Annotated in this window: 20 protein-coding genes and 1 pseudogene; 4 read left to right on the forward strand and 17 right to left on the reverse strand. The window is 52.1% G+C overall.

Going from position 1 to position 23,755, the window contains the following annotated elements:
- Positions 1-14: 14 nt before the first annotated feature.
- Positions 15-1,412 (reverse strand): annotated as a pseudogene (locus tag B5F29_RS09635) (DNA-deoxyinosine glycosylase); the annotation flags it as partial.
- A 73-nt stretch (positions 1,413-1,485) separates the two neighbouring features.
- Between B5F29_RS09635 and B5F29_RS09640 the strand changes: the two are divergent.
- Positions 1,486-2,289 carry an aldose 1-epimerase family protein gene (locus tag B5F29_RS09640; RefSeq protein WP_087154422.1) on the forward strand — a complete coding sequence of 268 codons (804 nt, stop codon included), beginning with the start codon at positions 1,486-1,488 and terminating at the stop codon, positions 2,287-2,289.
- A 113-nt stretch (positions 2,290-2,402) separates the two neighbouring features.
- Here the strand turns inward: B5F29_RS09640 and B5F29_RS09645 are convergent, their stop codons facing one another.
- The 9 genes from B5F29_RS09645 to B5F29_RS16975 form a co-directional block, all read right to left on the reverse strand.
- Positions 2,403-3,635 (reverse strand): DUF1015 domain-containing protein, encoded by a 1,233-nt coding sequence (locus tag B5F29_RS09645; RefSeq protein ID WP_087154423.1) that lies wholly within the window; start codon positions 3,633-3,635, stop codon positions 2,403-2,405.
- Positions 3,635-4,798 (reverse strand): phosphoglycerate dehydrogenase, encoded by a 1,164-nt coding sequence (locus B5F29_RS09650; protein ID WP_087154424.1) that lies wholly within the window; start codon positions 4,796-4,798, stop codon positions 3,635-3,637. Before B5F29_RS09650 ends, B5F29_RS09645 begins: the two co-directional genes overlap by 1 nt.
- 2 nt (positions 4,799-4,800) lie before the next feature.
- Positions 4,801-5,883: a 3-phosphoserine/phosphohydroxythreonine transaminase gene (serC, locus tag B5F29_RS09655; RefSeq protein WP_087154425.1), complete on the reverse strand. Its 1,083-nt coding sequence runs from the start codon at positions 5,881-5,883 to the stop codon at positions 4,801-4,803.
- A 130-nt stretch (positions 5,884-6,013) separates the two neighbouring features.
- Complete coding sequence (gene ilvB / locus B5F29_RS09660) at positions 6,014-7,693, reverse strand: biosynthetic-type acetolactate synthase large subunit (RefSeq protein WP_087154426.1); 1,680 nt, start codon at positions 7,691-7,693, stop codon at positions 6,014-6,016.
- A 20-nt stretch (positions 7,694-7,713) separates the two neighbouring features.
- A complete protein-coding gene (ilvD, locus tag B5F29_RS09665) occupies positions 7,714-9,381 on the reverse strand; it encodes a dihydroxy-acid dehydratase (RefSeq protein ID WP_087154427.1) in 1,668 nt (555 codons plus the stop codon).
- Positions 9,382-9,436: 55 nt separating this feature from the next.
- Positions 9,437-10,519 (reverse strand): 3-isopropylmalate dehydrogenase, encoded by a 1,083-nt coding sequence (gene leuB / locus B5F29_RS09670; RefSeq protein WP_087154428.1) that lies wholly within the window; start codon positions 10,517-10,519, stop codon positions 9,437-9,439.
- Positions 10,520-10,631: 112 nt separating this feature from the next.
- On the reverse strand, positions 10,632-10,922 hold the full coding sequence (gene yajC, locus B5F29_RS09675) for a preprotein translocase subunit YajC (RefSeq protein WP_087154429.1): 291 nt from the start codon (positions 10,920-10,922) through the stop codon (positions 10,632-10,634).
- Positions 10,923-10,990: 68 nt separating this feature from the next.
- Entirely contained in the window at positions 10,991-12,124 is a 1,134-nt protein-coding gene (gene tgt, locus B5F29_RS09680; RefSeq protein WP_087154430.1) for a tRNA guanosine(34) transglycosylase Tgt, read from the reverse strand.
- A 13-nt stretch (positions 12,125-12,137) separates the two neighbouring features.
- On the reverse strand, positions 12,138-12,260 hold the full coding sequence (locus B5F29_RS16975; protein ID WP_275532930.1) for a hypothetical protein: 123 nt from the start codon (positions 12,258-12,260) through the stop codon (positions 12,138-12,140).
- Between the two features lie 83 nt (positions 12,261-12,343).
- On the opposite strand from B5F29_RS16975, the gene aroC reads away from it, so the two are divergent.
- The gene (gene aroC, locus B5F29_RS09690; protein WP_087154431.1) at positions 12,344-13,462 is read left to right on the forward strand and encodes a chorismate synthase; all 1,119 of its coding nucleotides are present in this window, start codon (positions 12,344-12,346) and stop codon (positions 13,460-13,462) included.
- A 47-nt stretch (positions 13,463-13,509) separates the two neighbouring features.
- On the opposite strand, the gene B5F29_RS09695 is transcribed toward aroC, so the two are convergent.
- The 6 genes from B5F29_RS09695 to B5F29_RS09720 all read right to left on the reverse strand — a co-directional run bounded on the left by B5F29_RS09695 (position 13,510) and on the right by B5F29_RS09720 (position 21,369).
- Positions 13,510-13,770, reverse strand: a complete 261-nt coding sequence (locus B5F29_RS09695; protein ID WP_087154500.1) for a spore coat protein — start codon at positions 13,768-13,770, stop codon at positions 13,510-13,512.
- A gap of 12 nt (positions 13,771-13,782) precedes the next feature.
- Positions 13,783-13,968, reverse strand: coding sequence for a hypothetical protein (locus tag B5F29_RS09700; RefSeq protein ID WP_087154432.1), 186 nt, complete (start codon positions 13,966-13,968; stop codon positions 13,783-13,785).
- Positions 13,969-14,057: 89 nt separating this feature from the next.
- Positions 14,058-15,503, reverse strand: coding sequence for a glycogen synthase GlgA (gene glgA / locus B5F29_RS09705; RefSeq protein WP_087154433.1), 1,446 nt, complete (start codon positions 15,501-15,503; stop codon positions 14,058-14,060).
- Between the two features lie 75 nt (positions 15,504-15,578).
- The gene (gene spo0A, locus B5F29_RS09710; RefSeq protein WP_087154434.1) at positions 15,579-16,379 is read right to left on the reverse strand and encodes a sporulation transcription factor Spo0A; all 801 of its coding nucleotides are present in this window, start codon (positions 16,377-16,379) and stop codon (positions 15,579-15,581) included.
- 356 nt (positions 16,380-16,735) lie between these two features.
- On the reverse strand, positions 16,736-19,744 hold the full coding sequence (locus tag B5F29_RS09715; RefSeq protein ID WP_087154435.1) for an efflux RND transporter permease subunit: 3,009 nt from the start codon (positions 19,742-19,744) through the stop codon (positions 16,736-16,738).
- A 2-nt stretch (positions 19,745-19,746) separates the two neighbouring features.
- Complete coding sequence (locus B5F29_RS09720; RefSeq protein WP_087154436.1) at positions 19,747-21,369, reverse strand: efflux RND transporter periplasmic adaptor subunit; 1,623 nt, start codon at positions 21,367-21,369, stop codon at positions 19,747-19,749.
- Positions 21,370-21,548: 179 nt separating this feature from the next.
- On the opposite strand from B5F29_RS09720, the gene B5F29_RS09725 reads away from it, so the two are divergent.
- Positions 21,549-22,223: a response regulator transcription factor gene (locus B5F29_RS09725; RefSeq protein ID WP_087154437.1), complete on the forward strand. Its 675-nt coding sequence runs from the start codon at positions 21,549-21,551 to the stop codon at positions 22,221-22,223.
- The gene (locus B5F29_RS09730) at positions 22,220-23,272 is read left to right on the forward strand and encodes a HAMP domain-containing sensor histidine kinase (protein ID WP_087154438.1); all 1,053 of its coding nucleotides are present in this window, start codon (positions 22,220-22,222) and stop codon (positions 23,270-23,272) included. The genes B5F29_RS09725 and B5F29_RS09730 overlap by 4 nt, the downstream gene beginning before the upstream one ends.
- On the opposite strand, the gene B5F29_RS09735 is transcribed toward B5F29_RS09730, so the two are convergent.
- The gene (locus tag B5F29_RS09735; protein WP_242955632.1) at positions 23,267-23,743 is read right to left on the reverse strand and encodes a Gx transporter family protein; all 477 of its coding nucleotides are present in this window, start codon (positions 23,741-23,743) and stop codon (positions 23,267-23,269) included. The genes B5F29_RS09730 and B5F29_RS09735 overlap by 6 nt on opposite strands.
- Positions 23,744-23,755 lie beyond the last annotated feature (12 nt).

The raw sequence follows: 23,755 nt of genomic DNA on the forward strand, positions 1-23,755 counted from the left end.
ATCAATTCTTCCCAGGTATCCGTCAGACGGTCCAGGGTAAAGATCGCGTTCGCCGGACTGGTGGACGGCAGCTTCACTGCCGGGATCCCTGTCTCTTTCCGGCAGTATTTCTGGTACAGCTTATATGCCTTGTCGCCATTGGCAAAAATCTTCGCGACGCGGCTGTCGGACAGAATTCTGCCAAGATCTGCAGGTACCACATTTCGGATGCTGCTGTCGCTGGAACCGATGATATCACAGCTCTGCACCACATCCCAGACAGCAATATGATGCTTCAGCAGCATCTCTTTCTTCTGCTCCACCGTATCCGGCACCGGTTCTCCTGTCAGTCTTGCCATCACTTTCCAGAAACGGTTCTGCGGATGTCCGTAATAGAAGTTCTGCTCTCTGGACTTTACCGATGGAAATGTCCCCAGAATCAGGATCTTAGAATCCTGGTCGTACACCGGGTCAAACGTATGCTCCACATGCTGGTATCCGGAACGGTACCCTTCCGGGATCACATCTTCCGGATCCAGCTTCTGTTTGTTCGGCGATATAATCCCCACGGTCCCGTCTTTCGCGACCGACACAATATAAGAATTAATCTTCAGCTTATGCTCTTCATAAAGTCCCATGCTCTGATACAGATCCTTATACCGCTCCAGCAGCTCAAAACGCAGCTTCACGGCATCCACGGAGATAGACTCCGTGGACACCAGGCTTCCGCGCCTTTTCATATAATAATAAATGGGTTTCTGGATCGCGCGGAAACGATCCCCATAACGAATAAATCTCAGATTAAACAGGAAATCCTCGCACCAGTTCAGGGACGTGTCGCAGGCGAGGCCGTGTTCTTCCACCACACTTCTGCGGTACAGCTTATTCCACATGACTCCGTAGTAGTAATCCGACGGATCATCAGCCATCTCCAGCGCAAACTCTTCCCGCCCCATTACATGCGTCGTACGGATATGTTTTTTTTCCGCGTAGTGGGCGCCGTTGACCCGGTAAAAATCCGCGATCACCAGATCACAGTCGTCTTCTTCCGCAGCCTGTACCAGACTGCTGGTGGCATCCGGCGTCAGCCAGTCATCGCTGTCCATGAACTGAAGGTATTTTCCTTCTGCCAGCTGCATGCCCCGATTCCGGGTATCCGATACGCCTGTATTTTCCTTGTCGACAACCCGGATACGGCTGTCTTTCTTTTCATATTCCCGGCAGATCTCCAGGCTTCTGTCCTTGCTCCCATCATTCAGAACCAGGACTTCCATATCGGCAAAATCCTGCGCCAGCACGCTGTCCAGACAGCGTCTCAGATAGCGGGCGGCATTATAAACAGGTATAATCAATGTCACCAGTGGCATCTTGTCAATCACTCCTACATCTGCTTTTCGGCAATGCCCAATGCTCACATTATAACACCTTTCCATATGATGGGCAAACGGATATTTTTCTGCTATAATAGGGACAAATCACAACCGTCCGAAGGAGGAGGAAATCTTTATGAACATCACGATTCAAAACGACCGGGCATCGGCCGTCTGCCGGACTCACGGCGCGGAACTTCTTTCCTGCAAAAATGCCGCAGGGAAAGAATATCTCTGGCAGAAAGACCCGGCCTACTGGCCCAAGACTTCTCCGGTACTGTTTCCCTATGTGGGCGCGGTCCCGGAAAACGTGACGATCCACGGGAAAGCCTGCGCGATTCCCCGGCATGGATTCGTCAAAGATATGGAATTCTCTGTCAGCGAGCAAGGCGCCGACTATGTCGTCCTGACCGTATCCCCGGATGATTTCACCAGATCTGTATATCCCTATGACTTCCGCTTCTCCGTCACCTTCCGGCTGAACGGGCCGTCCCTGGAAGTCACTTATGGCGTTTCCAACCTGGGTTCTGAAAACATGCCGTTCCTGGTCGGCGGACATCCGGCATTTTTCTGTCCCATGGAGGAGGGTGAACACTTTACGGATTATATGCTCCGCTTTGAAGATGAAGACGTACCGGATCTGCATCTTAAGTATTCCATGTTTGACAACGATGCCATCCTCTACGAAGGTTTAAAGCACCGGACCGTCCGCCTGATTCATCAGAAGACAGAAAAGGGTATCTCTTTTGATTTCCCGGGATTTGAAAGCGTGGCTTTCTGGACTCCCATCCGCAAGGACGCTCCCTTCCTCTGCATCGAACCCTGGTGCGCAGGCACCATGGATCAGGTAGAAAATACAAATCTTCTGGAAAAGAAATATGTCCAGTTTCTGTCCGCCGGAGAGCACCGGGACTATGAATTTTCCTTCCGTCCATGTTAAAAAACTGCGGGACCCTGTGATGGGGGTTCCGCAGTTTTCATTATATTGCAGCTGCTCAGGACGGCACATACTCCTGTTATATGCCCGTTTTCCCGCCGTCCTGAACTGCCGCGTCAGATCGCGTGGATAAAGAGTCCGCTCCGCAGTTTCGGTTCAAACCAGGTGGATTTCGGCGGCATCAGAAGCCCCGCGTCGGACACCTGAAACAACTCCCGGATAGAGGTGGGATACATAAAGAATGCCGCGCCTCCGGTTCTGTCCGCCTCCTGCTCCAGCTCCTGGAGGCAGCGGGTTCCTCCCGCAAAATCAATCCGTTTATCAGTTCTGGGATCTCCTATCCCCAGCACCGGCTGTAAAAGCTCTCTCTGCAGATAAGACACATCCAGTTCTCCCACCGGATCATCCCGCATAAACTCCCTCTTCATATTGAGCTTATACCATTTCCCCTTCAGGTACATATGGATCTGACCTTTTCTGGGGGGCTTTTCTTCCTGAAGAAGCGGATTCCGATCGAATTTCTCATCCACCTTCTGCAGGAACCCCTCCTCAGAAAGGCCGTTCAGGTCTTTTACCAGTCGATTGTAATCCATGATCAGCAGCTCGTCGTCCGGGAAAAGCACGGACAGGAAATAGTTAAAATCTTCTTCTCCCGTATATTCCGGATCTGCTGTTCTGCGGCGAAGCCCTGCTTTTACGGCCGACGCCGCCCGGTGATGTCCGTCCGCGATATAGATACTGTCCAGTTTCCCGAATGCGTCTGTAAATCTGCGGATCCGTTCCTCCTCAGAGATCTTCCACCCGGCGTGCCGGATACCGTCCTCTGAGACAAAGGAAAAATCCGGCTCTTCACTCTTTACTTCTTCCGTAAGCCGGCGGATCTCCTCCTGTGCCCGGTAGGTCAGAAAGATCGGGCCGGTCTGGGCTCTGCATGCCTCCACATGGCGGATACGGTCCAGCTCCTTCTCTTCCCGGGTATTTTCATGCTTTTTGATTACCTGATTCTGGTAATCATCCACAGATGCACAAGCTACCAGCCCGGTCTGGCTTCTCCCGTCCATGGTCAGCTCATACAGATAATAAACCGGCATTTCCTCTTTTACGAAATACCCGTCTTCTACCATCTTCCAGAATCTTTTGCTGCCCGCTTCATAAACTTCCGGAGCATACATATCCTGTTCAGGAGGAAACATCGTCTCCGGACGGTCAATGTTCAGGAACGACAGTGGTTTGCCCAGCACTGCCTCCCTTGCGTCTTCACGGTGATATACATCGTAAGGGAGCGCCGCGATCTCCGGTTCCATTCCTTTTGCGGGATGGATACAGCAAAACGGCCTGATCACGGCCATTACCGTATCACCCGCACTTTCAGCACGCCGTCGATCCTGCGGATCTTTTCGATCGCCCGGTCGTCCGCCGTGTTTTCCAGATCCATCATGGCATATCCGTATTCACCCCTGGTCACATTGCTCATGCGGCCGATGTTGATGCCCAGTTCCCCGAATGCCGCGGTAAACTGTGTCAGCATGTTGTGAATGTTTCTGTGAATAATCGTCACGCGCATGGCTGTCTGGCAGACGCCCATGTCGCAGTTCGGATAATTGACGGAATTATGTATATTCCCGTTTTCCAGATAATCCCGGATTTCATCCACTGCCATCGCAGCGCAGTTATCCTCGGACTCTTTCGTGGACGCGCCCAGATGGGGTACCACGATGGCTTTTCTCTGATTCACGATCTCCGGAATGGGGAAATCCGATACATAATGACGGATGCGGTTGGTACGGAGCGCTTCTACCATGGCCTTCTGATCCACCAGGGGACCGCGGGCAAAGTTCAGAACCACCGCGTCAGGTTTCATCTGGGCGATTGCCTCCGATCCGATCATGCCTCTGGTCTCGTCCGTCAGCGGTACATGAATCGTAATATAATCGCACTCTTTATAAATATCGTTTACATCCATGATATGTTTCACGTCGCGGGACAGCTTCCACGCCGCGTTTACAGAAATATACGGATCGTATCCATATACCTCCATTCCCAGCGCCGAAGCCGCGTTTGCCACCAGGATACCGATGGCTCCCAGGCCGATCACGCCCAGCTTCTTGCCTTTGATCTCATTGCCGGCAAACTGTTTCTTCTGCTTTTCAGCCAGCTGCTCCAGATCTTCGTTCTGGCGCTCGGACTGTACCCAGCGAATTCCTCCGATAATATCGCGGGAAGCCAGCAGAAGCCCTGCCAGCACCAGTTCTTTCACTCCATTGGCATTTGCTCCCGGTGTATTGAAGACCGCGATCCCCTTCTCGGAACATTTTTCCAGCGGAATGTTGTTTACTCCGGCTCCTGCTCTGCCGATCACGCAGAGTTTCTCCGGCAGTTCCATATCGTGCATCACCGCGCTGCGGACCAATACGGCGTCCGCATCCGCCATATTGTCTGTCTGCGCATAGTTTCCGTCAAATTTTTTCAGTCCGACCTCCGCGATCGGATTCAGGCAATGATATTGAAACATAATCAGCTATTCTCCTCTTCAAATTTCTTCATAAACGCCACCAGCGCCTCCACGCCTTCTTTCGGCATCGCATTGTAGATGCTGGCTCTCATGCCTCCCACGGTGCGGTGTCCTTTCAGGTTCACCAGCCCTTCCGCTTCTGCCGCTTTTACAAATTTCGCATCCATCTCTTTATCCCCGGTCACAAACGGCACATTCATCAGAGAACGGTCCTCCTTGCGCACGGTTCCTTTGAACAGCCTGCTGCCGTCCAGAAAATCATAGAGAATCTTTGCTTTTTCCTCATTGCGGCGCTTCATTTCTTCCAGCCCGCCCATTTTTTTGAGCCATTTAAATACTTTTCCGCACACATAAATGCAGAAGCAGTTCGGCGTATTGTACAGCGAATTGGCATCCGCATGCGTCTTATATTTCATCATGGTCGGCGTACCCGGAAGCACGTCGTCCGTGATCAGATCTTCTCTGACAATGGCGATCACCATGCCGGCAGGTCCGATGTTTTTCTGAACGCCGCCATAAAGGATCGCGTATTTTGACACGTCCACCGGCTCGGACAGGAAACAGGACGATACATCCGCCACCAGGTCTTTCCCTTTGGTATTCGGAAGCGTCTTGAACTTGGTTCCATAGATCGTATTGTTTTCGCAGATATATACATAATCCGCGTCCTCACTGATGGGCAGATCGGAGCAGTCCGGAATATAGGAAAACGTCTGGTCCTCACTGGTGGCAATCTTGTTGGCCGTACCATATTTCTGCGCTTCCTGCCAGGCTTTCTTTGCCCACTGTCCCGTCACGATATAATCCGCCACACGGTTCTTCATCAGATTCATGGGAATCATGGCAAACTGCAGGCTTGCGCCTCCCTGCAGGAAAAGGACTTTATAATTGTCCGGAATCCCCATCAGGTCTCTCAGATCTTTCTCCGCGCTCTCGATAATCTCCTCAAAGGCGGCGGATCGATGACTCATTTCCATCACGGACATACCCGTCCCATTATAGTCCATCATCTCTGCAGCTACTTCTCTCAATACTTCTTCCGGTAATACCGCCGGACCGGCTGAAAAATTATATACCCTGCTCATTTTAGTCCTCCTTTGAGGGATTTATGTACACAACCATCATTCTACTGCTTTGATATTTTTTTGTCAATAGTTCCCGATATCCGAAAACGCCGTACAGATAGCTTCTGTACGGCGTCTTAAATCAGATTATTCAGCCCTTTCCATCCAGATCATCCTGATCAAATGCGTTTTCAATGGGAGCGCCGGCCGGAACCATCGGGAATACTTTATCGTCGCTGTCAATCTGGCAGTCCAGCACCACCGGACCGCCGCACTCCATGGCCTCTTTCAAAGCCGGAGCCAGCTCTTCCTTCGATGTCACCCGGATGCCCCTGCATCCAAGAGCTTCCGCAACTTTCACGAAATCCACCTTATCGTTCAGGGTAGTCGCGGAATAATGCTCATCATAGAACAGTGTCTGCCACTGACGCACCATCCCCAGCACATGGTTATTCAGAATCACTTCAATCACCGGGATATTATAACGTGACGCCGTAGCAAGTTCATTCATATTCATACGGAAACATCCGTCGCCGGCGATGTTGATAACTGTCTTCTCCGGCTTCGCCAGTTTCGCCCCTATGGCGGCGCCCAGACCGTATCCCATAGTCCCCAGGCCGCCTGAAGTCAGAAGCGTTCTCGGCTTGCTGAACTTATAATACTGGGCCGTCCACATCTGATGCTGTCCCACGTCTGTGCAGATGATCGCATCGCCCTTCGTTGCCCTGTAGATCTCTTCCACCACATACGGACCGGTCAGCCGGTCCTGATCATATTTCATGGGGAAGCGCACTTTCAGATCGTTGATATATTCGATCCATCTGGAGTGATTCTGCTGTTCAAGCATGGGATTCAGACGTTTCAGAACCTCTTTCACATCTCCGATCACACTGGCCGAGGTCATGACATTTTTATTAATTTCCGCCGGATCCACATCGATCTGCAGCACCTTTGCTCCCATAGCGAAACGGCTGGTATCTCCGGATACCCGGTCGCTGAAACGGGATCCCACCGTGATCAGAAGATCGCACTTGCATACCCCGAAATTGGCGTATTTCGTACCATGCATACCGAGCATGCCCACATACAGAGGATGCTCTCCGCTGAACGCGCCCTTGCCCATAAGCGTATCGCAGACCGGGGCATTTACCTTTTCTGCAAACTCCAGTAATTCTTCAGAAGCGTTGGACAAGATTGCTCCTCCGCCTACAAAGATCATGGGTTTCTCCGATTCCCTGATTAATTTGACCGCAGTTTCCAGATCCTCTTCCGTGATCAGGTTCACATCCGGCTTAATCTCTTCCGGCTCCATCTTCGTATATTCCGCGGAATCCGAAGTGGCGTCCTTGGTAATGTCAATCAGAACCGGTCCCGGACGTCCCGTCCTGGCAATCTTGAAAGCTCTGCGGATAACTCCCGCCAGATTATTTACATCTTTCACGATAAAATTATATTTGGTGATAGGCATGGTGATTCCTGTTATATCCACTTCCTGGAAACTGTCCTTGCCCAGCAGGGAATTGCCCACGTTGCAGGTAATCGCCACAATCGGCACAGAGTCCATATACGCGGTGGCGATTCCGGTCACCAGATTGGTTGCTCCCGGTCCGGAGGTGGCAAAACAGACGCCCACTTTTCCCGTAGCTCTTGCGTACCCGTCCGCCGCATGGGATGCTCCCTGCTCGTGAGAAGTCAGAATATGGCGGATCTCGCCATGTTTATACAATGCATCGTAGATATTCAAAATAGCGCCGCCCGGATAACCGAATACCGTATCCACTCCCTGCTCTTCCAGACAGGCGATTACAATCTCTGCTCCCGTTAATTTCATAAATATCTCCCCTCGTACTTTTATTTCCGGATCTCCAGGATGGCTCCTCTGTTGCCGGAAGTCACCATGGATGCGTAGCGCGCCAGATAGCCGGTAGTCACCTTCGGCTCCCTGGGTCTCCATTTCTTTCTTCTCTCTTCCATCTCTTCGTCAGAGATATCCACATCCAGCCGGTTGTTCGGAATGTCAATCTTGATGATATCTCCTTCTTCCACCAGGGCGATGGGGCCTCCCACAGCCGCTTCCGGAGAAATATGGCCGATGGACGCGCCCCGGCTGGCGCCGCTGAACCGTCCGTCGGTGATCAGCGCCACGGAAGATCCCAGTCCCATACCGGCGATCGCGGAGGTGGGGTTCAGCATCTCTCTCATGCCCGGACCGCCCTTCGGACCTTCATAGCGGATCACTACTACGTCGCCGGCCACGATTTTGCCGCCTTTGATCGCCGCGATCGCGTCTTCCTCGCAGTCGAAAACACGGGCCGGTCCTTCATGCACCAGCATCTCTTCCGTTACTGCGGAACGTTTTACCACGCCGCTGTCCGGAGCCAGATTGCCCTTCAGGATCGCGATGCCGCCTGTCTCGCTGTAAGGATGGTCAATCGGACGGATCACTTCCGGATTCTTATTATAACAGTCTTTGATATTCTCCCCTACGGTCTTTCCTGTCACAGTCATGCAGTCCAGATTCAGAAGACTCTTCTTGGAGAGTTCGTTCATCACCGCGTAAACGCCGCCGGCTTCGTTCAGATCCTCGATATAGGTCGGACCTGCCGGAGCCAGATGACACAGATTCGGAGTTCTGGAACTGATCTCATTGGCAATATCCACATTCAGCTCTACCCCTGCCTCATGGGCAATAGCCGGAAGATGCAGCATACTGTTGGTAGAACATCCCAGCGCCATATCCACGGTCAGAGCATTCAGGAAGGCTTCTTTCGTCATGATATCTCTGGGACGGATGTTTTTCTTCAGCATCTCCATCACCTGCATGCCCGCGTGCTTTGCGAGACGGAGGCGGTCGGAATAAACTGCCGGAATCGTACCGTTGCCCTGAAGTCCCATACCGAGCACCTCCGTCAGACAGTTCATGCTGTTGGCCGTATACATGCCGGAGCAGGAACCGCAGGTAGGACATACCTTCTGTTCAAATTCCCTCACATCCTCCTCCGTCATAGTTCCCGCTGTATAAGCGCCCACTGCCTCGAACATGCTGGAAAGACTTCTCTTCTGGCCCTTCACATGTCCTGCAAGCATAGGTCCTCCGCTGACAAATACGGTTGGAATATTTACTCTGGCCGCCGCCATTAGAAGTCCCGGCACATTTTTGTCGCAGTTGGGCACCATCACCAGTGCGTCAAACTGATGTGCCATCGCCATAGCCTCTGTAGAATCGGCGATCAGGTCGCGGGTGACCAGCGAATATTTCATTCCGATATGCCCCATGGCAATCCCGTCGCATACGGCGATGGCCGGAAATACGATCGGCGTTCCTCCTGCCATGGCGACTCCCATCTTCACTGCCTCTACGACCTTATCCAGGTTCATGTGTCCCGGAACGATCTCATTATAAGAGCTGACAATTCCCACCAGAGGGCGGTTCATCTCTTCTTCCGTCAGTCCCAGCGCGTGGAACAGAGAACGGTGCGGGGCCTGCTGCATCCCCTTGGTAACTGCGTCACTTCTCATGACTGATTCCTCCTGTTGTCTTTGTTATAAATGTGTTTGCTGTATAGTAAATAGCTTATACCCGTTCTGCGATCAGGCTGCCCATGGCGGCGGTTCCCACCTTTGTGCAGCCTTCGGACCAGATATCCACGGTCCGGTATCCCTCTTTCAGTACCTGGCGGACTGCCGCTTCCACCGCGTCGGCCTCCCGGTCCAGATCAAAGGTATAACGCAGCATCATAGCTGCCGATAGAATCGTTGCGATCGGATTGGCTTTGTCCTGCCCGGCGATGTCCGGAGCAGAGCCGTGACTCGGTTCATAAAGACCGAATCTGGTATCATTCAGACTGGCGCTGGAAAGCATGCCGATAGAGCCGGTCACCATGCTCGCCTCGTCAGAAAGGATATCCCCAAACATGTTCTCCGTCAGGATCACGTCGAACTGCGCCGGGTTCATCACCAGCTGCATCGCGCAGTTATCCACATACATGTGAGACAATTCCACCTCAGGATAATCCTTCGCGACCTCTTCCACCACTTTTCTCCAGAGGCGGGAGGAATCCAGCACGTTGGCCTTATCCACGCTGCAGACTTTCTTCCGTCTCTTCATGGCGATGTCGAAAGCCCTTTTCGCGATACGGCGGATCTCATTTTCATTATATGTCAATGTATCGACCGCGGTCAGCACTCCATCCCGCGTCTCTGTCTTTCTCTCTCCGAAATACAGTCCTCCGGTCAATTCTCTGACGATGATCATATCGAATCCTGCCCTGCTGATATCATCCCGGAGCGGACATGCGGCCCGCAGCTCATCATACAGATATGCCGGACGCAGGTTGGCGAAGAGATTCAGCGCCTTGCGGATCCCCAGAAGGCCGGCCTCCGGGCGCTTCGACGGCTCCAGCTGATACCACGGAGAAGTTTTTGCGTCTCCTCCGATGGATCCCATCAGCACCGCGTCGCAGGCACGGGCCTGTTCGACCGTCTCCTCTGTCAGAGGAACGCCATGTACGTCAATAGACGCTCCTCCCAGCAATAACTCTGTATAAGAAAAATCATGTCCATACCTGGATGCAGCCGCATCCAGCACTTTTTTTGCTTCGTTTACGATCTCCGGTCCGATTCCGTCTCCGTGGATCAATCCAATCTTACAATTCATATCTGTCTTCCTTTCCTAGTCCGCATCCTGCCCGGAGGATTTCCTGTATTCATGCGGACGCATGAACGCACAAAGGCGGAAGATAATCCTTCCGCCTCTGCTGCATCCTTGCCTAGTTCTGTTTTTCCACTTCCTGGATGGCCGTTTTCTTCATCGGAATACGGCAGTTGCGGTTGCTTCCGAACTCTACAATTACGTCCTCGTCAGTAATATCGATCACGACTCCGTAGAATCCGCTGGTGGTCACTACAACATCTCCCACTTCCAGGGACGCCAGCATGGCGCTTACCCTCTTCTGCTCCTTTTTCTGTGGTCTGAAAACCAGAAAATACATAATCGCAGCAAAAAATACGATATATACGATCAGCATGATTCCATCCGATCCTGCTCCTGTTAACAGCATATCATTTCCTCCTGAAAAATAACTTCAAAGAACATTTTACACAATATTCCCTTTCAGGGCAAGCCTTTTTATATATTTTTTGCCAGTACCCCGGAAAGCTTCTGTTTTTTGTATTCCTGATAACGGCCCTGGTCGATGGCGTCCCGGATCTCTTCCATCATATGATTGTAGAAGTACAGGTTGTGCAGCACACACAGACGCATTCCAAGCATTTCCTTGGCTTTCAGCAGATGGCGGATATAAGCCCGGCTGTAGCGGCGGCATGCGGGACAGCCGCAGCCTTCCTCGATGGGGCGGTCGTCCAGCTCATATTTCGCGTTAAACAGGTTCAGCTTGCCGTGGTTCGTATACACATGCCCGTGCCTTCCGTTGCGGCTGGGGTAAACGCAGTCGAAAAAATCCACGCCCCGGTCCACGGCTTCCAGAATATTGGCGGGAGTACCCACTCCCATCAAATAGACCGGCTTATTCTCCGGAAGGTGCGGCGCCACAGTCTCTATAATATGATACATTTCCTCATGGGTTTCCCCTACTGCCAGTCCTCCGATAGCATATCCCGGCAGATCCAGCTCGGCGATCCGCTGGGCATGTTCGATGCGGATATCCTCAAATATCGCTCCCTGGTTGATTCCAAACAGGAGCTGGTTCGGATTGATCGTGTCCGGCAGACTGTTCAGACGTTCCATCTCCGTCTTGCACCGTACCAGCCACCGCACCGTGCGGTCTACAGAACGCTGTACATAATCCCGGTCTGCCCGGCTGGACGGACATTCGTCAAAGGCCATGGCGATCGTGGACGCCAGATTGGACTGGATCTGCATACTCTCTTCCGGTCCCATAAAGATCTTTCTGCCGTCAATGTGCGACTGAAAATAGACGCCTTCTTCCTTGATCTTGCGCAGGCCTGCCAGAGAAAACACCTGGAATCCGCCAGAGTCCGTCAGGATCGGCCTGTTCCAGGACATGAACTTATGCAGACCTCCCAGCTTCTTTATGACCGTGTCGCCCGGGCGCACATGCAAGTGATAGGTGTTGGACAGCTCCACCTGCGTGCCGATCTGTTCCAGATCCTCTGTAGACACAGCCCCCTTGATGGCAGCCGCCGTCCCCACATTCATAAACACCGGGGTCTGGATCACGCCGTGTACGGTGTGCAGTTCCCCCCGTTTCGCATTTCCGTCTTTTTTCAATAACTTGTACATTCTTTTCCTCATTTCATATGGCGACTGCCGCGGCAATCGCGCAGATTGTGCTTAAAAGAGTTCCCAGCAGATAGTACTCTGCGAACTCCTGATCTTTAGATATTCTATCATACCTTGCAATGGACTTTGCCGTCAATACCAAACCTGCTTGTCTTTTTTAAAGGGGTATACTATACTGAGAAAAGATATTTCGACAAAACAGAACAGGAGAGATCAACTATGGCAGGATCCACATTCGGCACTTTATTATCCATCACAACCTGGGGCGAGTCCCACGGCAAAGGGATCGGCGTCGTCATCGACGGCTGTCCCGCGGGGCTTCCCCTGGCAGAGGAAGACATACAGCTTTACCTGAACCGGCGCAGGCCCGGGCAGTCCCGCTTCACCACACCCAGAGTGGAAGCAGACCAGGCAGAGATCCTCTCCGGCGTTTTCGAAGGCAAAACCACCGGGACTCCCATTTCCCTGATGGTGCGCAATACATCCCAGCGTTCCAAAGACTACAGCGAGATCGCGTCTTACTACCGTCCCGGCCATGCAGACTATACCTATGATAAAAAATACGGTTTCCGGGATTATGCCGGCGGCGGACGTTCCTCCGGGCGGGAGACCATCGGCAGGGTGGCCGCAGGCGCGGTAGCCGCGAAGATCCTGGCGGAACTGGGAGTCTCAGTCCGGGCATACGCGAAATCCATCGGTCCCGTCTCCATCGATTACAGCCGTTTCGATCCGGCTCAGGCACTGGAGAATCCCGTCTGTATGCCGGATGCAGACGCAGCTGTGCAGGCCATGGATTATCTGGATCAGTGCCGCAAAAATCAGGATTCCGCAGGAGGCGTAGTGGAGTGCATTATCAAAGGACTCCCTGCAGGCATCGGAGAACCCTGTTTTGATAAATTAAGCGCCAATCTGGCGAAAGCCGTCTGTTCCATCGGAGCCGTAAAAGGCTTCGAGATCGGCGACGGTTTCGCCGCCGCCCGCTCCAACGGCTCCGTCAACAACGACGCCTTCCACGCGGAAGCAGACGGCCGGATCGGCAAACTGACCAACCACGCAGGAGGCGTATTGGGCGGCATCAGCGACGGCAGTGATGTGGTCTTCCGCGCGGCATTCAAACCCACCGCTTCCATCAGCGCAGAACAGCAGACCGTTTCCCGCTCCGGAGAAAATATCACGGTCTCCGTCCGCGGACGCCACGACCCCATCATCGTCCCCAGAGCCGTTGTAGTAGTAGAATGTATGGCTGCGCTCACCGTACTGGATCTTATGATGGTGGGCATGACGTCCCGCCTGGACCGTATCCGCGCTTTCTGGAAAAATGTACGGGAAGAGGACTGACAAAAATACCGGGAGGGCAGATGGCCCTCCCGGCGAAAACATTTTTCTTATCCAAGCATAGATTCCGGTTTGAACAAAGATCTTACATGCGCGATTTCTTCCTGCGACGCCTTGTCCGCAGGCACATAATAGGATTTCTCTCGCGCGATCTGATACAGCTGCTCCTGCGCCGTCTCCGTCTTGTTGCGCATCTGCTTCAGCGTCTGTTTCAGCTGAGGATTCTCCGTCTGCGTGATATAGTCCGCATATGCCTTCAGTTCTCCATTAATGCCCACCAGAGCATCGCTTACCATTGTCTTTTCATCCATCATGAACGCCTCCTATTTCAGAAATCCCATGAGCTGCTGTTTGTTCTCTTTCGCAGACTGGGCCGCCTGCTGAAAATACTGCTTTACCTGCGTATCCGTCGCCTGCTCCGCGTACGCGGTAAATTTCGCGTGGCAGGTCTCGCTTCCGCCGATCAGATGACGGAGATTCTGCACATCCAGTTCTGACAAATCTGACATAAAAAATCCCTCCTTGTTTTCCATACTTGCTATCCTAGTATGTGAAAACAAAGAGGAATTATGCGTTCCAAAATCTTCAGACGCAGCCTCTAACAGGTCAGTTCTTCGTACAGTTCTTCATACTGTTTCGCGGAATGATTCCAGGAAAAGTCTGCCGCCATAGCACGATCCACGATCTTGTTCCAGGATCGTTTTTTGTCATAATACACAGACTGCGCATAGCGCACCGCACCCAGCATCTCATGCGCATTGTAATTGGCGAAGCTGAAACCGGTGCCTGTCTCTTCATATTCATTGTACGGTTCCACCGTATCTTTCAGTCCGCCCGTCTCTCTGACAATCGGCAGAGAACCATAGCGCAGGCTCATCAGCTGGCTGAGTCCGCACGGTTCGAACAAAGACGGCATCAGGAAGGCGTCGCTGGCCGCGTAAATCTTATGTGCCAGTTCATTGGAATAATAGATGCAGGCAGCTACCTTCCCGCTGTATTTCCACGCATAGTGACGAAACATATTTTCGTAGCGGGCTTCTCCGGTGCCGAGCACAACAATCTGTACCGCGTCCTGACATATCTCATCCATGACAGCGTCGATCAGGTCAAATCCTTTCTGATCTGTCAGCCGGGACACAATACCGATCATCATCACGTTTTTATCCTGCTCAAGTCCCAGCTCTTTCTGAAGCTCCAGCTTGTTTTTCCATTTATTCCGGCGGAAATTATCCGCCGTGTATTTTTTGTATATCAGCGCGTCCGTTCCCGGATCCCATTCCTTGTAGTCCAGACCGTTGACAATCCCATGCAGTACGTTGGAGCGCGCCCGCATGAGCCCGTCCAGATGCTCCCCGTAAAAAGGAGTCTTGATCTCCTCCGCATAAGTACGGCTGACCGTGGTCACCATATCGGCATAGACAATGCCGCCCTTCAGATAATTCGCGTCTCCGAAAGCTTCCAGCTTATCCGCTGTGAAATACGACATGTCAAGACCGGTCGCATCCTGCACTGCCTTAATATTCCAGATTCCCTGGAACTTCAGGTTATGGATCGTGATCATGGACTTCATATTTGCGTAAAACTCACCTTCATGGAAACTGTCCTTCAGATAAACCGGCACCAGTCCGGTCTGCCAGTCATGGCAGTGTACAATATCAGGCTGATACCCTACCACCGGCAGGATCGAAAGCGCGGCCCTGGAAAAGAACGCGAACTTCTCCACGTCTTCATAAATATTCCCGTAAGGACGGTCGCCTGCAAAATAGTATTCATTATCGATAAAATAATACTGAATCCCGTCATATTCCATCTCCATGATACCCACATACTGGCTCCGCCATGCCATATCCATGTAAAAATTCGTGACGAAATTCATCTTCTCTTTCCATTCATGCCCAATACAAAGATAATTAGGAATGATTACCCGTACTTCATATTTATCTTTGTCGAAATACTTCGGCAAAGATCCCACTACGTCAGCCAGACCGCCGGTTTTTACAAACGGCACGCATTCTGACGCCACAAATAAGACCTTCTTCTTCATGTTTCCCTCCACACACGATATAGTATAAGAAAATTATACCGCAAACCAGAGGGCAATAAAAGAAGTTTTCAAAATTTATGCGTGTTTTTTATAGTCCAGACGTATCTTATCCGCGATCAGGGCGATAAACTCTGAATTTGTCGGCTTTCCTTTCCCGACGCTGACGGTGTAGCCGAACAGCTCGTCGATGGTATCCATTTTTCCTCTGCTCCATGCGACTTCGATAGCATGGCGGATCGCGCGCTCCACTCTGCTGGGCGTAGTCTTATGATTCTTTGCAATCGTCGGATACAGAATCTTCGTGATGGAATTCAGCATGTTCATATCTTCCACCGCCATCATGATCGCATCCCTGAGATACTGATACCCTTTAATATGGGCTGGTACGCCGATCTCATGAATCATGTTGGTCACGTCTGTCTCCAGATTCCTTTCCAGATAATCAGCTTTGGCCTCGTAGGGGAGCATCTTCATGCCCTCCGGTCTCTTCCTGTGCCGGTTTTCTTTCAGGCTGCGGATTCTGCTGAGCAGCATGTCATGATCAAACGGTTTCATAATGTAATAACTGGCTCCCAACAGGAACGCATCCTCCGTAATTCTCTCCTGGCCGATCGCCGAGATCACTACGAATTCCGGTTTCTTGCGGATATTGGCATCATGTCCGATCCGCTCCATGACAGTCAGGCCGTCGAGCTTGGGCATGATAATATCCAGGAGCATGATGTCCGGCTCCTTCTCACGGATTACCTGACATGCTTCTTCTCCGTTTCTGGCAATGCCTACAATCTGGAGTTCTTCGTCCTGGCGCAGAATCCCGTCCAGGATCTCCACCATTCTTTCGTTGTCGTCCACAATTGCAACACTCCATCTGCTCATCCATAATCCTCCTCGTTTCCCATTTTTCCTGTCTCCTTTCAACAGCTTCATACAAAAGCTTTCATCATTCACAGTGAAAATTATAGAGAAACCGGCAATTCCTTACAAGCAGATAGTATCGGGGGTTTTCGACATATTGTGCCATGTCCGCTGCGCGGACATGGCGCCTCCGGCGGATGCGCCCGGATTTCTGCGGCCAGCGCGGAAACCCGGGTGCGCGTTGGCATATTTCGCGCCCTGCGCTCACTATGCCATGTCCGCTCCGCGGACATGGCGCCTCCGGCGGATGCGCCCGGCTTTCTGCGGCAAGCGCAGAAACCGGCATGCGCGATGGTATAATTCGCACTTCGCGCTCATTATACCATGTTCGCCTCGTTCATTTTCTGCTCTTTTTTGTACTTTCTTCCATAGAAAATCAGATAGAAAACAGGCATCAGGATCAGGATCAGCAGCGTGGACGCCACCAGGCCTCCGATAATGATAATATACATGCCCTGCATCATCTGATTGCCTTCTCCGATACCCAGTGCTCCCGGCACCATGGAAATAATTGTCGTCAGAGTCGTGATCAGGATCGGACGAAGCCTCGTCTTGGCACTCTCAATCAGCGCGTCCTCCAGAGCCATTTCCGTTCTGAGCAGGTTCACTCCGTCCACATACAGGATACCGTTGTTTACCACAATGCCCGCCAGCATCAGAACTCCCATCAGGGAAATCATACTGAATGAAGATCCCGACAGGAACAGAAGTCCGAAGGATCCGATCAGGCTGAACGGAATGCTCAGCATCACCATCAGCGAATACCGGGGAGATTCAAACTGCATCGCCATCACCAAAAATACCAGGAAAATTGCCGCTGCCAGAGCGAGCCCCAGAGAACGGAATGACTCGTTCATCATCTCGTCCATCGTATTGACCGATATTTCCACAGAATCCGGGAAATCTTCCTCTTCTGCCAGCCGGTCCATCTCCGCCTGAACAGCGTCTGTATCTTCCGACAGACAGGTGGCAGACACGGTCATTACGTAAGCTCCGTCCTCTCTGGTCACAGTCTGCTGCGAATTCGTATATTCCAGAGAAGCGATCTCAGACAGAGGAATTCCCGAAACGTTTGCATCCATCAGGCTGTCCGCGTTTGTATATGTCCCCTCCGGGTATTCCAGAACTACGCTGTATTCCTGCCCATTGGATGTCACCGTCATAGCCTCCGTACCGCTGATCATACTGTAAAGACTGCCCGCCGCCTGAGCAGGAGTCATGCCGTAGCTCATGGCATTCAGCGGATCGATCAATACACGGACCTGCGTGGAACTCTCTCCCGCGCTGGAACTTACATTCAGCACGCCCGGGATATTCCAGGAGACTTCTTCCATCACCGCAACCGCTTCCTGCAGATCTTCCAGATCTGTGGATGTCAGCGTGACAGATCCGCCGGATCCGCTGGTCATCATAGAGGATATCGTACTGCTGGTCGAAATCTCCAGCTGCATATCCGTAAAGTCTTTTGTCTCTTCCGTCCACTGATCGGCTATTTCCTGGCTGGACATATTCCGGTCATCTTTCAGATTGACGGAAATCGAGCCGGATCCGTCCGAAGCTGTCATCGTATAGCTCTCCACATCCTCATGGGACGCGACCATATCCTCGAGCCGCGCCATTCTCTCCTCCACAAGGGACACCTTTGTGCCCGGACGCATGGACGCGCTGATACTGACCGTTCCTTCATCCATGGCCGGAATCAGTTCTGTATCCATGAGACTTACCAATCCGAGGGAAAATACCAACAGCGCGACCGATACAAGCACCGCCGTTTTCTTCCGGTTCAGAAGCTTCCGCTCTGTCTTCTCATATCCGGTTTTTACTTTATCCAGCAGGACATTGATCTTCAGCTCTTTCTTCTCCTTCGGACGGAAATACTTAAAGAACAGCGGCACCAGAGTGATCGCGGACACCAGCGAAGCCAGCATGGCGATGATAATCGTGTATCCCAGCTGTCCGAATATCTGTCCGCTCAGCCCTTGCTGCAGGCACAACGGCAGATATACAACTACTGTCGTAATCGTGGATGCCACGATGGATCCTACCACTTCTCCGGTCCCGTGAAGCGCCGCTTCATTATGATCCAGATCTTTGTCCTTATACCGGAAACAGCTTTCCAGCACTACGCTGGAACTGTCCACCATCATACCGATCGCGATGACCAGCGCTCCTAATGTGATCATATTCAGTGAAAATCCGCACACTGCCATCAGAATCACCGTAGCCAGAAGAGAGATCGGCATAGAACTCCCCACGATCAGGCTGGCCTTGATGTCTCCGAAGAAGATCAGGAGCACCGCCATGGTCAGCACCACGCCCAGAGCAAGCGTACTTCCCACAGAACTTACCGATTCCATGATCATATCAGAAGCATCATAGGAAATCTCAGCAGTCATCCCCTCGTGTTCCTGCACCATCCGGTCCATAACTTCTTTCACATCATTTACCATGCCGATGGTGCTGGCGCTCTGGTTCTTGGTCACGCTGACCGATACCGTATCCTGTCCGTTAAAACGGCTCACGCTGTCCGCATCCTGAACCGCCCAGCTCACATCCGCCACATCTGCAAGGCGGATCAGACTGCCTGTAGAGGTATAAAGCGGAATCTCCTGCAGGTCCTGTACCGTCTCAATATCGGCAGTGCTGGAAGCGCTGATAGACTGCGATCCCTGTTCCAGCGTTCCCAGAGGAATCATGAAATCGGCCGCGCCCACATACTGCGCCACCTGGCTCATGCTCAGGCCGTACTGGTTCAATGCCTCTTCATCCAGCATCACCCGGATATAATTTTCCTCTCCTCCGGTCACATCTACGCTGGCTACCGTACTGATCGCTTCCAGTTCCGGTACGATCTCATCATTGACCAGCGTCAGCGTATCCGTGCCTTCTTCCGCGCTGACCGAATAACTGATGCTGGGCATAGAATTGACGTTCATCTCAATAACTACCGGATCCTGGCAGTCATCCGGCAGCGACGCCGCGGTAGCGTCCAACGCGGCGCGCAGATCCAGGTACGCTTCATCCGTATCCACACTGTAGTCATACTGCAGGATAACCATAGAGACATTTTCCTGAGAGTAGGTCATAACAGAATCCACACCGCTCAGGCTGGAAACATCGCCTTCAATCTCTGTGCTGACCAGCTCATCCACAGACTTCGGATCGGCGCCCGGATAAACCGTCATGACCATCAAGATCGGCATATCCATATCCGGCATCAGTTCCAGACGAAGCGTTGTAAGCGCGGAAAATCCAAACACTGCCAGAGCCAGTACAATCAGAAGCGTGGAGACCGGCCTTCGCAGCGATAATTTTGTCAAGCCCATATTTATTCAGCCTCCTCTTCCGCAGGAGCTGTTTCCGCCGTCTCTGCCGACTCCTCCGGTTCTTCTGTCACAGGGGGTTCACCGTTGACGGACACCACTTCTGCGGGAGCTCCGTCACGCAGTCGGGAAGACCAGTTTCCCACTACCTGGCTGTCTTCCGACAGGCCCTCCTCAATCGCGGCTTGGGTATCGCTCATCAGTCCTACCGTCACCGGCGTCCGTACGATCGTGCCGTCTTCCACACAGTACACATACGCGCTGCCGGCGGAAAAATAGAGAGCGTCGTACGGAATGATCAGCTTATTCTCCTCTTCATGGGTCGTCGCGTATACTTTGACCGTTACCCCATTGGGGATTTTATCGCTGGCTCCTGACACCGACGCTTTGACCGCAAAGAGATGGGTCTGGGCGTTTGCCATGGTGCCCACTTCTGTAATCGTCCCTTCATATGTATCGCCATTTCGCTCTACCGTCACCGGATCTCCCGCTGCCAGCACATTCTTCGCCTCTTCCGTAACCTGGAACGTCACGGTCATAGATTCTTTATTGGAGATCACATACGCGGCAGATCCTGCCGACACCATCTGATCCTCTTCTACGCTCACCGACTCGATCACACCGCTGATAGGCGCTTCCACCGTATAGTATTCCAGCTGCATCTGCGCGGAATCGATCCCGACCGCCGCGCTCTCCAGCTGTGCCGCGTAGGTGGCGTCTGTATCCGGATAAACCTCATTCTGAGTGATCGCGTAAGACTGCTCTGCCGTGGCCAGATTCTCGTTGATCGTCTCCCGGCTGTCCTCAGCTGTGTCAATGCCGGATTTCAGCTGTGTCTTGGCGGATTCATTGGCCGCGATCTGTCCGTCGATCTGGGTCACCGCTGCCTGCGCCTGATCAAACGCAGTCTTACTCTCGGCTACCTTTGGCTGAAGCTGTGTCACAACATCCTGCGCACTTACCAGCTGAGTTTCCAATGCCGAAACATCTTCTCCCAGCTGCTGCCCTTCCTCTATCTGTTTTTTCAAATTATCAACATTTCCTTCTGCTGCGCCAAGTTCACTCTGCAGCGTATAATACTCCGTCCCCGCCTGATCCGCCGCTGCCTGGGCAGCGTTTTTCGCTGAAGACAGCTGTCCTCCCGCGTCTCTCAGATCTCCCAGGTTGCTCTCCATCTCGTCGATGCTTTCATCCACGTCATTCATGCTGTCCCGAAGCTGCTGGATACTCTGCTCGGTCTGGTAATTCTGCAGATCTCTGGCGCCTCCGGTCGCGGCCTGTACTCCTGCTTCCGCAGAATGGTAAGCAGCCTCTGCGCTGGCAAGCTGAAGCTGCGCGGCCTCGTCGTCGATCCGGAACAGCAGATCCCCCTCCTGTACCGTATCGCCCACCTGAAAATTCACTTCCGTCACCGTTCCGGAGACCATAGGCGTCACATAGACCTGCTGCTGCGGAGCAGCCGTCCCCATATAAACAGTATCTGTGGACAGCGATCCTCTCTCGGGAGTCACCACATCCACCGCTGCTTTTTCTGCTTCTTCTGTTTCTTCACTGGATCCGGAGCATGCCGTCGCCGTCATTCCAAGAATCGCTGTCATACCCAGAAGCACACATCTTTTCCCATTCATTCTTTCATCTCCATTTCCATAATTTTTATTAACATTCTGATCACTCACCAGAAAATCCCTTATAGACTATTCTCCTTTTTTAAACAGAATATAAATTCATCCGTTCATATACCGTTCATAATTCTCGGATATGATATTACAAAATCATAAATCTGTATTTACAATACGAGGTGTTTCTGATGTTTCATATTATGGTAGTAGAAGACGATCAGGCCCTGAACAAGCTGATCTGCCGGGTGCTGGTAAAGAATAATTATGAAGTGGTCACGGCTTTTGACGGAGAAGAAGCGCTCTCCCTGCTGGACCAGAATTACATTGATCTGATTATTACTGATCTGATGATGCCGAAAGTAGACGGATACGACCTGACCAAAGAGCTGCGCGAGAGCGGCTACCAGCTGCCCATACTGGTGGTCACGGCCAAAGATACTTTCCCGGACAAACTGAAAGGTTTTAAACTGGGCATTGACGACTATATGGTAAAACCCATCGACGTAAATGAACTGCTTCTGAGAGTGGAAGCTCTGCTGCGCCGCGCCCGGATCATCTATGAAAAGAAACTGGAATTTCCCCATGTCTGTCTGGACTACATCAATCTGACCGTGACGGTAGACGGGAAATCCCAGATCCTTCCCCAGAAAGAGTTCCAGCTCTTGTATAAACTTCTGTCCTTTCCCAATCAGACGTTTACCCGTCAGCAGCTCATGGACGAGCTCTGGGGATACGATTCGGAGACAGATATCCGTACCGTAGATGTGCATGTGAACCGTCTGCGGGACCGGTTCCGGGAGATTCCATATTTTCAGATACTGACTGTAAGAGGTCTGGGCTATAAGGGGACGATCGAAAAATGAAAAAACATTTTTATTCCTTATGGTTCCGTGTCGTCATCATCTTTTTCTGGGCTATGGTAACAACTGTCCTGGTCATGGGAGTTCTGCTCCACCTGATGCGCGGCACATTTTTGTGGAATTTTTTTCCCTTTACCGGACTGGGTTTCCTCGCCGTGCTGGCTGTGGCCTGTATCCTGCTGGGCACTCTGATCAGCGTTGCCATCGCGCATCATGTCATGAATCCCGTCAGCGAACTGACCCGGGCCATGCAGAAAGTGGCTGCCGGAGACTATACCGTAAAACTGGAATCTGGACGGTATATCGGAGAACTGGCGGATCTTTACCATAACTTTAACCAGATGGTGCAGGAACTGAACAGTACGGAAACACTGCACTCGGATTTTATATCCAATGTATCTCATGAATTCAAGACACCTCTGGCTTCCATCAGCGGCTACGCCACCCTCCTGCAGGACGACTCTCTTTCGGAAAAGGAGCGCGATGAATATATTGAGATCATTATTCAGAGCGCCAAAGCGCTTTCCCAGATGACCGGAGACATCTTAAGCCTCTCCCGCCTGGAGACTCAGACCATCATCAGTGAAAAGGAATATTTCCGTGTAGACGAACAGATCCGGCAGATCATCCTCCGGGCGGAACCTTCCTGGACATCCAAAAATCTGACTATTGAACCGGAGCTGGATCCTATCTCCTGGTACGGGAATCAGGAACTGACCGCCCATATCTGGAGCAACCTCCTGGACAACGCGGTAAAATTCACCCCTTCGGGAGGAGAAGTCGATATCATCGCCCGAATGGACCAGGACTGGCTCACCGTAACTTTTCATGATACCGGTATCGGTATGACGCCGGAAGTGCAGAAACACGTATTTGATAAATTTTATCAGGGCGATATATCACACAAAAAAAAGGGCAGCGGCCTTGGCCTTGCCCTTGTAAAACGGATCGTATCTCTTCATAACGGAAACATACGGCTGGAAAGCGTTCCGGATCTGGGGAGCACCTTCACCGTACGGCTTCCGGCAGAACATCCGGATACATCCTCATGACGCGGTCTTCTGTCCCGGCACACGCCGGAGCACTTCTCTGGATACAATCCCGATCACGCTTCCGGTAACGACGCCGGCCAGCACCAGCACCGGCGCGTAGTAGACCAGGCTGCCTGTCTCCAGCGCCAGCACCGCCAGCGCCAGCTGTCCCATGTTGTGCATGATACCGCCTGCAATACTGACGCCCACTACCTGCAAAAGGCCGCTCCTCTTTACCAGATACATACACAGGAAACTAACCAGCGCTCCTGCCAGACTGTACAGGATCATGGAAAGATTCCCGAAAAGAAAACCCGAAAGAAAGATACGCAGCATATTTATCAGCAGCGCCTCTCCTGGTCTCAGAGTATATAACGCCCAGACGACGACCAGATTGGCCAGTCCCGGCTTCACTCCCGGGATCCCTATGGGAATCGGAATCAGGAACTCCACATAGCTTACGATCAGAGCGAGAGCTGTGAGGAGTCCCATATATGCGATTTT

Origin of the sequence: Lachnoclostridium sp. An196, from assembly GCF_002160135.1 — a bacterium.
GTDB classification, from domain to species: domain Bacteria; phylum Bacillota; class Clostridia; order Lachnospirales; family Lachnospiraceae; genus Hominiventricola; species Hominiventricola avistercoris.

Bases quoted from the DNA above. Each gene is read 5' to 3' on its own strand.
- B5F29_RS09720 (WP_087154436.1), bottom strand. From the start codon at position 21,369: ATGAATGGGAAAAGATGTGTGCTTCTGGGTATGACAGCGATTCTTGGA.
- glgA (WP_087154433.1), bottom strand. From the start codon at position 15,503: ATGAAGAAGAAGGTCTTATTTGTGGCGTCAGAATGCGTGCCGTTTGTA.
- leuB (WP_087154428.1), bottom strand. From the start codon at position 10,519: ATGAATTGTAAGATTGGATTGATCCACGGAGACGGAATCGGACCGGAG.
- ilvD (WP_087154427.1), bottom strand. From the start codon at position 9,381: ATGAGAAGTGACGCAGTTACCAAGGGGATGCAGCAGGCCCCGCACCGT.
- B5F29_RS09700 (WP_087154432.1), bottom strand. From the start codon at position 13,968: ATGTCAGATTTGTCAGAACTGGATGTGCAGAATCTCCGTCATCTGATC.
- spo0A (WP_087154434.1), bottom strand. From the start codon at position 16,379: ATGAGCAGATGGAGTGTTGCAATTGTGGACGACAACGAAAGAATGGTG.
- B5F29_RS09730 (WP_087154438.1), top strand. From the start codon at position 22,220: ATGAAAAAACATTTTTATTCCTTATGGTTCCGTGTCGTCATCATCTTT.
- B5F29_RS09645 (WP_087154423.1), bottom strand. From the start codon at position 3,635: ATGGCCGTGATCAGGCCGTTTTGCTGTATCCATCCCGCAAAAGGAATG.
- B5F29_RS09715 (WP_087154435.1), bottom strand. From the start codon at position 19,744: ATGGGCTTGACAAAATTATCGCTGCGAAGGCCGGTCTCCACGCTTCTG.
- aroC (WP_087154431.1), top strand. From the start codon at position 12,344: ATGGCAGGATCCACATTCGGCACTTTATTATCCATCACAACCTGGGGC.
- B5F29_RS09725 (WP_087154437.1), top strand. From the start codon at position 21,549: ATGTTTCATATTATGGTAGTAGAAGACGATCAGGCCCTGAACAAGCTG.
- tgt (WP_087154430.1), bottom strand. From the start codon at position 12,124: ATGTACAAGTTATTGAAAAAAGACGGAAATGCGAAACGGGGGGAACTG.
- B5F29_RS09695 (WP_087154500.1), bottom strand. From the start codon at position 13,770: ATGGATGAAAAGACAATGGTAAGCGATGCTCTGGTGGGCATTAATGGA.
- B5F29_RS09650 (WP_087154424.1), bottom strand. From the start codon at position 4,798: ATGTTTCAATATCATTGCCTGAATCCGATCGCGGAGGTCGGACTGAAA.
- serC (WP_087154425.1), bottom strand. From the start codon at position 5,883: ATGAGCAGGGTATATAATTTTTCAGCCGGTCCGGCGGTATTACCGGAA.
- B5F29_RS09735 (WP_242955632.1), bottom strand. From the start codon at position 23,743: ATGGGACTCCTCACAGCTCTCGCTCTGATCGTAAGCTATGTGGAGTTC.
- ilvB (WP_087154426.1), bottom strand. From the start codon at position 7,693: ATGAAATTAACGGGAGCAGAGATTGTAATCGCCTGTCTGGAAGAGCAG.
- B5F29_RS09640 (WP_087154422.1), top strand. From the start codon at position 1,486: ATGAACATCACGATTCAAAACGACCGGGCATCGGCCGTCTGCCGGACT.
- yajC (WP_087154429.1), bottom strand. From the start codon at position 10,922: ATGCTGTTAACAGGAGCAGGATCGGATGGAATCATGCTGATCGTATAT.